Annotated in this window: 8 protein-coding genes; all 8 read right to left on the bottom strand. The window is 32.8% G+C overall.

Features of this window, described 5'->3' with window-relative positions:
• Positions 1-20: 20 nt before the first annotated feature.
• On the bottom strand, positions 21-965 hold the full coding sequence (locus tag E0F76_RS04890; protein WP_132002181.1) for an NAD(P)H-dependent flavin oxidoreductase: 945 nt from the start codon (positions 963-965) through the stop codon (positions 21-23).
• A gap of 15 nt (positions 966-980) precedes the next feature.
• Positions 981-2,594: a S8 family serine peptidase gene (locus E0F76_RS04885; protein ID WP_132002178.1), complete on the bottom strand. Its 1,614-nt coding sequence runs from the start codon at positions 2,592-2,594 to the stop codon at positions 981-983.
• Positions 2,595-2,619: 25 nt separating this feature from the next.
• Positions 2,620-3,807 (bottom strand): tRNA 2-thiouridine(34) synthase MnmA, encoded by a 1,188-nt coding sequence (gene mnmA, locus E0F76_RS04880; protein WP_132002175.1) that lies wholly within the window; start codon positions 3,805-3,807, stop codon positions 2,620-2,622.
• Between the two features lie 358 nt (positions 3,808-4,165).
• The gene (locus E0F76_RS04875; RefSeq protein ID WP_132002172.1) at positions 4,166-4,873 is read right to left on the bottom strand and encodes a toxin-antitoxin system YwqK family antitoxin; all 708 of its coding nucleotides are present in this window, start codon (positions 4,871-4,873) and stop codon (positions 4,166-4,168) included.
• An 87-nt stretch (positions 4,874-4,960) separates the two neighbouring features.
• Positions 4,961-6,862, bottom strand: coding sequence for a membrane protein insertase YidC (gene yidC / locus E0F76_RS04870; protein ID WP_132002169.1), 1,902 nt, complete (start codon positions 6,860-6,862; stop codon positions 4,961-4,963).
• A 115-nt stretch (positions 6,863-6,977) separates the two neighbouring features.
• Entirely contained in the window at positions 6,978-8,591 is a 1,614-nt protein-coding gene (locus E0F76_RS04865; RefSeq protein ID WP_132002166.1) for a CTP synthase, read from the bottom strand.
• Between the two features lie 456 nt (positions 8,592-9,047).
• Positions 9,048-10,844, bottom strand: a complete 1,797-nt coding sequence (locus E0F76_RS04860; RefSeq protein ID WP_132002164.1) for a MutS-related protein — start codon at positions 10,842-10,844, stop codon at positions 9,048-9,050.
• 341 nt (positions 10,845-11,185) lie between these two features.
• Positions 11,186-13,075 carry a 4Fe-4S dicluster domain-containing protein gene (locus E0F76_RS04855; protein ID WP_246021983.1) on the bottom strand — a complete coding sequence of 630 codons (1,890 nt, stop codon included), beginning with the start codon at positions 13,073-13,075 and terminating at the stop codon, positions 11,186-11,188.
• Between the last annotated feature and the right edge of the window lie 9 nt (positions 13,076-13,084).

The following is a 13,084-nucleotide window of genomic DNA, read 5'->3' as shown; positions in this document are numbered from 1 at the left end:
AAAAGTACTACAATTAGCTATTAGAAATCAAATTTGGCAACATCTTTTTTGACCTTTTCAAAGTCCATAATCATTTCTGATATGATTTCAGCAGCTGGTTTTATTGTATGAAGTAATCCTGCAATTTGTCCAATTTCGAGTTCCCCTTCGTTTACATCACCTTCAAACATCCCTCTTTTTGCCCTAGCTCTTCCTAACAATGTTGCCAATTCTTCTTTAGTTGGACATTGAGCATACAAATCCTGAATATCTTGATAAAATTTATTCTTGATTAATCGAACTGGAGCTAATTCTTTCAATGTGACATGGGTATCCCCTTCTTTTGTTTCTAAAATTTTATATTTAAAATTATCATGAGCAGAAGATTCTACCGATGCCGCAAACCTACTTCCCACTTGAACACCATCGGCTCCAAGTACCATAGCGGCAAACATACCTCGTCCATTTGCAATTCCGCCTGCGGCAATTAAGGGAATTTGGATTTTTTCTTTCACCATCGGAATCAAAGTAAAAGTGGTAGTTTCTTCTCTTCCGTTATGTCCTCCAGCTTCAAAACCTTCGGCAACAACGGCATCAACTCCTGCATTTTGGGCTTTTAGTGCAAATACTGAACTGCTTACTACATGAACCACTGTTATGCCTTTTTCTTTCAAAAAAGATGTCCATGTTTTTGGATTTCCTGCGGATGTAAAAACAATTTTAACCCCTTCTTCAACAATAATATCTAATATCTCTTCGATGTTTGGATACAACATCGGGACATTTACACCAAAGGGTTTGTCAGTTGCTTTTTTACATTTTTGAATGTGTTCTCGCAAAACTTCGGGATACATAGATCCTGCTCCAATCAGCCCCAATCCACCAGCATTACTCACTGCGCTAGCTAATTTATAGCCACTATTCCATATCATTCCGCCTTGAATAATTGGATATTTAATTTTGAATAGCTGGGTGATTTTGTTCATTTATTGCATTGAAAATTACTGTTTAATAATTTTTCCAGTTTTTAAATAACCATTCGATTCTATTTTATAGAAATAAATTCCGCTATTCAATGTTTTTAATGATATGATTGGTAGTTGGGTTGTGGTATTTTCCTCTATTACTTTTTGTCCTGTTAAAGAATAAATATAAATATTTTTAGTATCTATATTCTTAGGCAAATTAAATGAAACAAAATCATTAGTAGGATTGGGATAGATAGCCAACTCATCATTTAATAATTCCTCAACAGATAATCCATTGGACAAAGCCAAATTAAAATCTGGAATTCCATAACCAAATTGATTTGTTGGTGCTGAAAAACGATCCGCTGATTGGGTGATTAATTGTTTGATTTGTATATTCGTTTTTGAAGGAAAAGCCTGCCACAAACAAGCGACCATTCCTGCAGTAATTGGACATGCAAATGAAGTTCCGTTTGCAGTTACAATATTTCCATTGGGATCTGATAAAACTACGGTTTGTCCTTGAGCCATTACATCTGGTTTAACCCTTAAATCGTAACTAGGACCTATAGAGCTAAATGTAGCATAGGTTCTATCAGGCTTAACGGCTCCAACAGCGATCACATTATTGGCTTCGGCCGGAATTCCAATGTGTTTTTCAGTTGCTAAACCTTCATTTCCAGCACTTGCAACTACTATAATTCCCTTGTTAAAAGCAATATTTGCACCTTGTGAGGCAAAAGCCAGATTACCAATCATATCAGCATAAGTATGACTATAATTAGGATTGTCATAAGCAAAATACCCTAATGAAGTACTAATAATATCCACTCCTAGTCTGTCTGCTTCCTCAGCCGCTTCAACCCAATTGGATTCTTCAACAGGATTTTCAGATGCAGAATCTTCAGTAATAAATAAATAATATTGTGCATCAGGAGCCGTTCCTATTAATTGTCCATCGACATAACCTCCCATTGATGAAAGAACATTTGTTCCATGATTACTACCAGAATAAAAAATGGCGCTTTTATTTACATAATCATAGCCCCCCAGAATTTGATTGTTATCTCTTAACCTTTTATATGGCAATGCGGTATTCACTCCAGGAAAACCGGCATCCAACACGGCAATAATTTTTCCGTTTCCTGTATAATTTAATTGATGAAGTAAATGGCCATTCAACATTTGAATTTGATTGGCAGATGAGCCATAATTGTAGTTTACAGCTGTTTCTAAAACTTTGTTAACTAGTTTTGATTTTAGTTTTGCTGTTGTTCTTTTAGTTGAATTGAGCGAACGATCGGCGTAATCTACCCGAAGTACAGAAGACACTAATTTTAGTGCATTTATATCAGCTTGCGATCCACGGACGTGAACACAATTAAGCCACTTGGATTTAGCCTTTACTGTAATTCCATTTGATGCAATAACTTGATCTATATAAGGTTGATAAATAGGTACATCAACATTATCAAGAGCAATACCCTGATTGGTACGCCTATCCAAAGCTCTTTGTGTGAGCATTGTTAATGGGCTACTTAAATAAGTTGCCGAATTGGGTTTGTCTTTAAAATATACCCAAGCGTCTTCTTGCGAAAAGCCTGCAAAACTTGCTATTAAAAATAGAAAAAGAAATAATTTTTTCATTTTATTTGGGAATTAAAATACGAATCTAAGAAATAACACCCGAACCTACTAATTCATCTTGTAAATACCAAGCTGCGAATTGCCCCTCGGTTATGGCTGATTGTGGTTCTTCGAAAGTAATAAACATTCCGTCTTCAAACTGATGTAAAGTAGCGCATTGAAGAGGTTGACGGTAACGAATTCTGACCATTAATTCCATAGATTCTCCATTTGCTAAAGCCAAATCAGTACGAATCCAATGCACTTCGGACTTTTCGATAAACAAAGCTTTTTTGAATAATCCAGGATGTTGACTTCCTAAACCGGTGTAAATAGTATTTGTCTCAACATTGGTCGCTATTATAAATAAAGGGTCTTTTGTTCCGCCAACGTTGAGTCCTTTTCGTTGTCCAATTGTAAAATAATGGGCACCTTGATGTTTCCCGACTACTTTCCCCATTGAAGGAGTATACCCAATTTTTCTAGAATCGAATAATAACTCTTCTTCAACTGAAAGTCCTTCTTGTTTTATATAATCATATTCCGGAATCCCTTTGTCTATTTGAATAATCTGACCTTCTTTGGCTTGTAATTTTTGTTGTAAAAATTCAGGCAATCTCACTTTTCCAATAAAACACAATCCTTGTGAATCTCTTTTTTCAGCAGTTACTAATCCCAGTTGAGTAGCAATTTCGCGTACTTCTGGTTTGGTTAATTCCCCAATTGGAAACAAAGCTTTCGCCAATTGATCTTGTGATAATTGACAAAGAAAATAAGATTGGTCTTTGTTGTTATCTGCTCCAGATAAAAGTTGGTATACTTTTTCACCATTCACTTCGATTTCACCTTTTCGACAATAATGTCCAGTTGCTACATAATCAGCACCAAGACTCATAGCGATTTTCATAAAAACATCAAATTTTATTTCGCGGTTACAAAGTACATCAGGATTTGGAGTACGCCCTTTTTCATATTCGTTGAACATATAGTCAACTATTTTTTCTTTGTATTCCTCACTTAAATCAACGGTTTGAAATGGGATTCCCAATTTTTCGGCAACCAATAAAGCATCATTGCTATCTTCCAGCCACGGACAATCATTAGATATCGTAACGGAATCATCGTGCCAATTTTTCATAAAAAGCCCAATAACTTCATATCCTTCTTGTTGCAATAAATAAGCTGCAACACTTGAATCTACACCACCAGAAAGCCCAACAACTACACGTTTCATTTTGAAATAATTATAATTTTACAAGGGGCAAAGTTACGAAGAAAAAATGCAGTATTGAAGTATAAAAGTTTAGGTTTTAAAATTTGCCACGAAGACACAAAAACACGAAGCTTGCTTTAGTTTTACCACAAATTTTTTAGGAAACTAATTGTGCGAAATATGCAATACAATTAAATGTTGTTTTAAATTTTAAACCATTAGTTAGTTAATAAAATTTAAGGTTTAAAATATTCCTTAATTAAACTTAACTCCCTTAATGGTTTAATAAAAAGGGTTTTACTGGCAATTCTACGAAAGATCCAATGCTATTTAATATGGTTAAAAAAGCACCAAAACTAAAACGGCAAAACAAGCCCTTTTATTTTTTAATTTTCGATTGGCTTTGCGGATTACTCATATTTATTTCTTTGACCAGTTTACCTCTATCGTAAAATTGCCAAACACCTGTTTTTTTTCCATTGGTAAACTTCCCTTTCGAAACGATGGTACCTTCATCGGGGTCTCTAAAAACAGCTGGTCCGTCAAATTGATTGTTTTTGAAATTAGATTCTTCGATGACAATTCCAGTTTCAGTATATTTTTTATAAATACCGTTTTTTTGGTTATCCTTAAACATCATTTCTTCGGCAATTTTAGTACTTGGATAAAAAACAGATCGCAATCCTTCTAATTTTCCTTTACTATAAAATTCAGTAGACATAATGTTTTTAGAAGCTTTATGATAGTATATCCATTTTCCTTCTGACAATTTATCAACTACTTTTCCTTCGCTGACTTTATTCTTGAGTTGATCATAGACAATTGTGTAGGCTGAATTATCAAGAGGAGTAAATTCTCTAGTTGCAACAACTCTCTTTGTTTTCGCATTATCATAGAAGGTAAAAATCCCTATTTCCTTTCCGTGATCGAAAGTTCCTTCGTATTTAAGATTCTTAGTGTCCGCATATTTCCCTATCCAAGGTCCATTTTTATTCCCTTTTTCATCTAATTTATTTACTTGATTTTGTGCTTGAACACAAAAAAGATTTAATAAAATCAATACGACAACTCCCTTTTTAAATATCATCTCTATAATTATTTATTTATTCTAAACGAATTTTAACAACAAATAGTATTCCAAAAAAAATCCCGAAACTTCGGGATTTTTTAAAATTTATTTCTTTTTATCTTTTGCTTTTTGAGCTTCGGCCTGTTCCATCACTTCTTGAAGTTTCTTTTGGAATTTACCTTGTTTTTTAGGCTCTTTCAATTTATTTTCTTGAATTCGAGCATGTATCTTATCGCTATCAATAAAATAACGCTTGATGACAATCATAATACCAATAGTAATTAAATTGGAAATAAAGTTATACAAACTTAATCCAGCACCATAACTATTGAAGAAAATCAACATCATAACTGGTGAAATATAAATCATATATTTCATCATTTTTGCCATATCAGGCATACCTTCTTGTTGAGGCGCCGCCATTTGTTGGTCACCAGATGTCATTTTCATATAAAAGAAAATCGCAATGGCTGCTAATATTGGAAACAAACTAATGTGATCTCCATACAAAGGAATATGAAACGGTAATTTCACCACTTGGTCAAATGAAGACAAATCGTCTGCCCAAAGAAAACTTTTTTGTCTTAGTTCAAAAGCAGATGGAAAAAATTGAAACGAAGCATACATAAATGGAATTTGAATCAATGCTGGAATACAACCCGCCATCGGATTTACCCCAGCTTTGTTGTACAACTTCATTGTTTCTTGTTGCTTTTTCATTGGGTCTTTTTTAAATTTTTCTCCCAATTCAGCAATTTCTGGTTTCAATACTTTCATCTTAGCTTGAGACAAGAAAGATTTAAAAGTAATTGGTGACATTGCTATTTTTATCAATATTGTAAAAATGATAATTGCAATTCCATAAGAAATATAAGAACTTAAAAATCCAAATAATGGAATAAAAACAAATTTATTGATCCACCCAAAAATACCCCAACCTAGTGGAATTATTTTTTCTAGATTTTTATCGTACTGTTTTAAAGTTTTATAATCTGATGGTCCAAAATACCAACTCATTTTATAATCTATTTCACCGTTACTAAATGCCAAAGGAACATTTGCTTGTAAATGCTTAGTAAAAATGGTGTCAATTTTTTCATCATTTACTAAATTATTAGAAACTAATTTAGAAGTAACAAAAGGTTTATCAGTCAATAATATCGTACTGAAAAAATGTTGTTTAAAAGCAATAAAACTCACTTTAGCAGGTGTTTCTTCTTTATCTTTTCCTTGACCAGTATAATTATCTTTACCATCTTCGTATTCGTAACGAATATCGGTATACCTATTTTCATAAGAAATACTCTTCTCGTTACGGTAGGTTTTCATACTCCATTCTAAATCCAATGGTTTAGCAGTATTCAATACCTTATTCAACCCTTGAGAACGCAAATCAAAACCAACCATATAATCATTTGGTTTCAAAATGTATTTGTATTCTAAATATTCATTAGCACCTGCTTTCAATTTCATCGATAGCACTTGGTCTGCTCCTACTTTTGTTAAAGTAGGTTCAAAATAAAGTTCTTTTGTGTTTAAAGTACGATTATCACTTGTTAGCAATTGAATATTCAAATTAGAATTATTGTCTTTTACTAATTCTACTAATTGCCCTGAATTTTTATCGAATTTTTTGTGGTCTTTTAAGATCACTTCAACAACATAACCTCCTTTATTGGCAATTTTTAGTTGTACCACTTCATTTTCAAGAGTAGTTACATCATTTTTTGCTGATGGAAGTGTGGCAGAATATGCGAAACCCCCAAGTGTTTTTTGTGCTTGTGCTAATTGAATTGAATCGCCTGCAATAACAACATTTGAAGTTGCTGATGGCATAGTAACCGCATTTTCTTTCGCTTTTTCTGCCGCTATTACTTGTTCTTTTTTAGCTTTATCTGCTGCAATAGTAGCTTCAGATGGTTTGTTTTGGTACATTATCCAAATCAAAATTCCAAAAATCAATACGAAACCTATTATCGAATTAATGTCTAATTTTTTTTCTTCCATTTCTAATTTTTTATTCTGTCTTCAAGCTTTAAATTGAATCTAGAATGTGTTTATATGTATTTAACTATGATTTATTCTAATTAACGGATCACTATTTCATTTAACATTCTGAACACTACTTTTTCTTTGCTTTCACTGTCGCGGCAACAAAACTCACAAAAATAGGGTGCGGATTTTCAACAGTACTTTTATATTCCGGATGGTATTGCACTCCAATAAAAAACGGATGATTTTCAATTTCGACTATCTCAACCAATCCTGTTTCTGGATTAACACCAGAAGCTTTTAAGCCTGCTTTTTCAATTTCAGATACATAACTACTATTGTATTCATAGCGATGACGATGACGTTCAGAAATAGTTTCTGTTCCGTATATTTGATACGCTAATGTATCTGGTTTAATATTACATTTCCATGCTCCAAGACGCATTGTTCCTCCTTTATCAGTAATGGTTTTTTGTTCTTCCATTAAGTTAACTACAGGATATTTCGTATCAGGATTCATTTCTGTTGAATTAGCATCTGCATAACCTAAAACATTTCTAGAATACTCGATTACGGCCATTTGCATACCCAGACAAATTCCGAAAAATGGAATGTTATTTTCTCTTGCATAACGAACTGCTTCAATTTTTCCTTCAATACCTCGTTCTCCAAAACCCGGAGCCACAAGTATACCGTCAATTCCTGCTAGCTTCACATAAACATCATTAGCATCTAAAAATTCAGAATGTATCGATATTACATTTACTTTCGTTTCATTGGCCGCACCTGCATGAATAAATGCCTCTAAAATGGATTTATAACAATCCTGCATTTCAACATATTTACCAATTAAAGCAATATTAATGGTATGCTTTGGGTTTTTTATTCTTCGTAAAAAAGTATTCCAGTGTTTTAAATCCGGAGCCGCTCTTTTAGGTAAATCTAATTTTTTCAGTGCTACAACGTCTAGCCCTTCTTCCAACATTAAATTGGGAACTTCGTAAATTGTTGAAGCATCAATAGATTGAATTACAGCTTCTCTTTTTACGTTGCAAAACAAAGCCAATTTATTGCGAATTTCGTCCGAAATTTCATGTTCTGTTCTACAAACTAAAATATCGGCTTTAATTCCGCTCTCCATCAAAGTTTTAACGGAGTGTTGGGTTGGTTTTGTTTTTAATTCTCCGGCTGCTGCCAAATAAGGAATCAATGTTAAATGAATAACGATGGCATTGTGTTCTCCTAAATCCCAAACCAATTGACGAACGGATTCAATATAAGGTAAGGATTCGATATCACCTACAGTTCCACCAATTTCAGTAATTACAATATCAAAATCACCAGTTTCACCTAGCAATTTCATTCTATCTTTAATTTCGTTTGTAATATGAGGAACAACTTGAACAGTTTTTCCAAGGAACTCTCCTCTTCGTTCTTTTTCAATAACCGAAAGATAAATTCTTCCAGTAGTTACATTGTTCGCCTGAGACGTTGGAACATTTAAGAAACGTTCGTAATGCCCCAAATCCAAATCGGTTTCGGCACCATCATCTGTTACATAACATTCTCCGTGCTCATAAGGATTCAATGTCCCTGGATCAACATTGAGATAAGGATCAAATTTCTGGATTGTAGTTCTATACCCTCTTGCCTGTAATAATTTTGCTAATGAGGCTGCAATAATTCCCTTTCCTAACGAAGAAGTCACACCGCCAGTAACAAAAATATATTTTGTTTGATTCATTTTATTGTAATTGTTGTAGTTGTTTGGATAATTGCAAGCTTAAAGTTTGCAAAAACGATGCAAAAATACAATTATAAATTGACAAAAGACTAATTTAGAATTGAGATAATTTTGAATTTATTGGCATGAATACTATGACGTTCTTTTTTTAGATAAAAATCCTTCATAAAAATACTCACTATAAAATCCGCATTTCGAGTAGCTCTTTCAAAATCTAATTTCTCGTTTTTTTTTGGAACAAAAGTGAGGTCTGAAAATTTCAATTTAATAGCATAATATAATAGCTAATCTATTTACATATCCAAAAAAAAACACTAACCAATACCAATAAAAAGCACTGTTCTTAGCGTTTTTATACAATCACTTTTCAAAAACGTTTAATTTATAATCTGTTATTATTAAGCATATTATACTCCATTTACTTATTCTACTATTGCCTTGAGAATACTATTTTTTCTAATCAATTATTTTGTTTCTTCTCATTAAATCAATTGCATTCATACTTTTAGTAACTCCTCTTTGAAGTTTGTAGTCCGGCTCAAGTAAACCGTTATTATTATACAATTCAAAACAATAATTAACAATAGTATTAGGATATAAATCTTCCATTTTGGTAAGATCAAGATCGTGGGTAGCTATCAAACACGTATTAAATGTTTGCATTTTCATGATTTTCTCTAAAAACAATTCTGAGCCTTTTAATTTATCTACAGAATTGGTCCCTTTCAAAATTTCATCCAGAATTATAAATTGAGGTTCCTTATTCTCCAATTTATCGACAAGGATTTTCAATCTTTTAATTTCTGCATTAAAATAAGAACTTCCATCCGAAAGTGAGTCACTTGTTCTCATACTAGTAAAAATAGAAATAGGATAAAAACTAAAAGATTCAGCGCAAACAGGACAGCCGTTCATTGCTAAAACTAGATTGATTCCAATGCTTCGCAAGAAAGTACTTTTACCAGTCATATTTGCACCAGTAATAATGGTTACATTGTTATTTTGAATGGTCGAAAAATTATTATACACCCTTGCGTTTTTTGAAATCAAAGGATGAGAAAGATTAACCGCAGTAACAACCCTTACGTTTTCGGTGCAAATTGGGTAATTAAATCCTTCATTTTGATAAGCAAAAAGGCCAAAACAGATTAAAGCTTCGTATTCAGCAACGGCATCAAACCATTGTGGAAGTTCATTACTATTATCGAAAATAAATTTTTCAATTCGTACTGCAAATTGTAATTTCCATAAAAAAACAACATTAAAAATGGTACCAAAAATCATAATATTACCACTTTCAAAAGAATCAATTAATCCAGATAATTTTTTTATTAAAACAGATGCAGCCTCATTATTTTTTGAAATTATTTTTTGTTGCAATAGTATCTCCTCCTTTGAATTAAATTGCTCTTGTTCAATCAATGTAAAAACAGCAACATAGCCTTTTAATTCATTGGCTTTATTATCAACTGTTGCAACAATTTCATTAATTGATTTGCCGTAAAGCTTATTAATAATCATTGATATCAATAGTAAAACAAAAAAAACAAGAGAGCTAATTAGTGTCGATTTTATTGTAAATGCCAAAACAATTAGTATCACATTTAGTATTGGAATCGCAATTAACAAAAATTGTACTGTTTTGCTATTGAGTCTAAAATCGGTATAATTAAACGTCCATTTATCCTGCTTTTTAAAATCCCCCACTTTTGATTGTATCGATTTTGTATTCGCAAGGAATTTGACACACCACTCCAATTTTCCCGACAATTCCTTAACCGCATTTTGCCTCTCTATAATCGCATTCGGGTCTAACAAATGATTTAACAAAAAAAACTTTAATTTGTTTTTTCCAATATTCGTCTGACATCTATTTATTTTCTCAATTAAGGATTTGTTTCCAATAACATCCAAATCAAAGGCATAATGATGATCATTTACTGATTCTACGACCGTATTTTTCAAATTCTTTTTCCCTTGATTTTTAATTTCATCGCAGACACTTTTCACATTATTGTAAAATTGAATGGTGTTGGATAGATTAACAGAAATAGACAAAAGGAATAAAAACAGCGCAAAAGACACAACTCCTATTATCAATTCAAAAGTATTAGATTTAATAAAATACCTAACAATTTCAATTAGAGACACTACAAACAATACGATTCTAAAGAAAGAAACTAGGTCATATTTTTTTTTAGAATCAATAGTAATTTCAATTGCTTCTTGATGTATACTTTCAATATTTTTCATTTATATTATTTTGGTTTAAAACTGTTGAAGATTCCTCCTAGATCAAGCAAGGTGTCTTTCCGTTTTTATCAACTAGTTCAGTTTTAAATTCTTTGGAACAGTTATTTTTATGGCAACAAAAGTATCAAAATCTACCCCTTTACCACTAATTTTCATTTCATATTGTGCGAATAATTTTAAATTAATAGAAATGTATTAGTCTCGTACTGATATTTCATAGAAATTAAGATACAATAAATGGAATCACAAAAAAAACCTACTCAAGATTTAACATCCTGAGTGGGCCTTTCCATTCAACTATTCACCTTATTTTCTATATTTTTAGAAATGAATCGAAAATATTATAAATCTCTGAACAATTCCAATCGCTCCCATTTAGAATGAACTTCATCTTGGGCTTGATTTAATAATTCAGCACCTAACTCAGCATTTTCTTTTACAACTCCCGTAAAACGAGCCTCGTTACACATAAAGTCACTCAAGGGAATGCTTGGTTCTTTAGAATCTAATTTAAATCTTTTTCCTTTTGGTTGAGAAGGATCAAATCTAAAGAGTGGCCAATATCCCGAATCGATTGCTTTTTCTTGTTGTGAAACAGCATGTTTCAATTCATAACCGTGTTCACCACAATGAGAATAAGCAATAATTAAAGATGGTCCAGGATAAGCTGCCGCTTCTTGAATGGCTTTCAACGATTGTAGGTCTTTTGCACCCATTGCAATTTGAGCAACATATACATTTCCATACGAAATCGCTTGTATAGCCATACTTTTCTTACTGGTTTTTTTACCTCCAATAGTAAATTTGGCACTTGCTCCAAGCGGAGTAGATTTAGATGCTTGTCCTCCAGTATTCGAATATACTTCGGTATCCATTACTAAAATATTAATATCCTCACCAGTAGACAAAACGTGATCTACACCACCATAACCAATGTCGTACGCCCAACCGTCTCCACCAAATATCCAAACCGCTTTTTTACGCAAATACTCCGTTAATTGACTTAGTTTTTTGGCGTCTTCATTGTCTTTAAGACTTTCTAATTTTATCTTAAGTGCATCAATTTGAGCAAATTTTTCTTTTTTAAGAATTTCCTTATCTTCAGGATTATTGATGATAGCTTCTACTAATTCACTTCCAACTAATGGCTCTAGTGTTCTTAATAGATCTACTGCTATCTCTTGTTTTTTGGTTAAACCTAGTTTCATTCCCAAACCAAACTCGGCATTGTCTTCAAAAAGGGAGTTGGCCCAAGCTGGACCTCTACCAAATTCATTTTTCTTGTAAGGAGTTGATGGTAAATTACCTCCATAAATAGAAGAACATCCAGTTGCATTCGCAATCATTATACTATCGCCATACAATTGGGTAATCATTTTGATATACGGTGTTTCACCACAACCGGAACAAGCACCTGAAAACTCAAATAATGGTTCTAAGAACTGTGATCCTTTTATGTTTGTGGTTTGCAAATCCGTTCTATCATAATAAGGTAAAGTAACGAAGTGATCCCAGTTTATATTTTCTTCGACATCAACATCAATTTTCTTGTGCATGTTGATGGCTTTGAAGTTTTCTTTGACTTTAGAAACAGCAGGGCAAACCACAACACAAAGATCACAACCGGTACAATCTTCAGGTGAAACTTGCAATATGTAGGATTCGTTTTCTTTAGAAAATGGTCTTCCTATCGCTGGCACACTTTTTAGAGAAGTTGGAAAACTTGCAATATCTTCGTTAGAAACTACTTTAGATCGAATGGCAGCGTGAGGACAAATGGCGATACATTTATTACATTGTGTACATAAATTTTCGTCGTCCCAAACTGGAATAAAGTCGGCGATTCCACTTTTTTCGTATTGAGAAGTTCCGGTAGGGAAAGTTCCATCTACTGTGAAAGCACTTACTGGAAGTTCGTCTCCAAAACCGGCTAATATTTTCTCTAATACTTCGGTAACAAACCCATCAGACGCACCTCTCATTGCCGATAACATTGATGTTTCGCTAGTAATTACCTTTGGATAATCTACTTGGAATAAATTTTCTAATGCTTTATCAACTGCATTAAAATTCATTTTTACTACTTTCTCCCCTTTAAGAGAATATGATTTTACAATCGCTTTTTTAATTTTATCAATGGCTTCCTCTTTTGGTAAAATTCCAGAAATGGCAAAGAAACAAGTTTGCAAAATCGTATTGGCTCTTTTACCAAGATTGGCATCCTGAGCCACCGGAGAAGC

It is taken from the genome of Flavobacterium cellulosilyticum (assembly GCF_004349355.1).
Taxonomy (GTDB): Bacteria; Bacteroidota; Bacteroidia; order Flavobacteriales; family Flavobacteriaceae; genus Flavobacterium; species Flavobacterium cellulosilyticum.
Note: the sequence above shows the minus strand (reverse complement) of the source record. Positions and strands in the feature narration are given on the sequence as shown.

Coding starts and splice junctions, on each gene's coding strand:
- E0F76_RS04890 (WP_132002181.1), bottom strand. CDS start 965: ATGAACAAAATCACCCAGCTATTCAAAATTAAATATCCAATTATTCAA.
- E0F76_RS04885 (WP_132002178.1), bottom strand. CDS start 2,594: ATGAAAAAATTATTTCTTTTTCTATTTTTAATAGCAAGTTTTGCAGGC.
- mnmA (WP_132002175.1), bottom strand. CDS start 3,807: ATGAAACGTGTAGTTGTTGGGCTTTCTGGTGGTGTAGATTCAAGTGTT.
- E0F76_RS04875 (WP_132002172.1), bottom strand. CDS start 4,873: ATGATATTTAAAAAGGGAGTTGTCGTATTGATTTTATTAAATCTTTTT.
- yidC (WP_132002169.1), bottom strand. CDS start 6,862: ATGGAAGAAAAAAAATTAGACATTAATTCGATAATAGGTTTCGTATTG.
- E0F76_RS04865 (WP_132002166.1), bottom strand. CDS start 8,591: ATGAATCAAACAAAATATATTTTTGTTACTGGCGGTGTGACTTCTTCG.
- E0F76_RS04860 (WP_132002164.1), bottom strand. CDS start 10,844: ATGAAAAATATTGAAAGTATACATCAAGAAGCAATTGAAATTACTATT.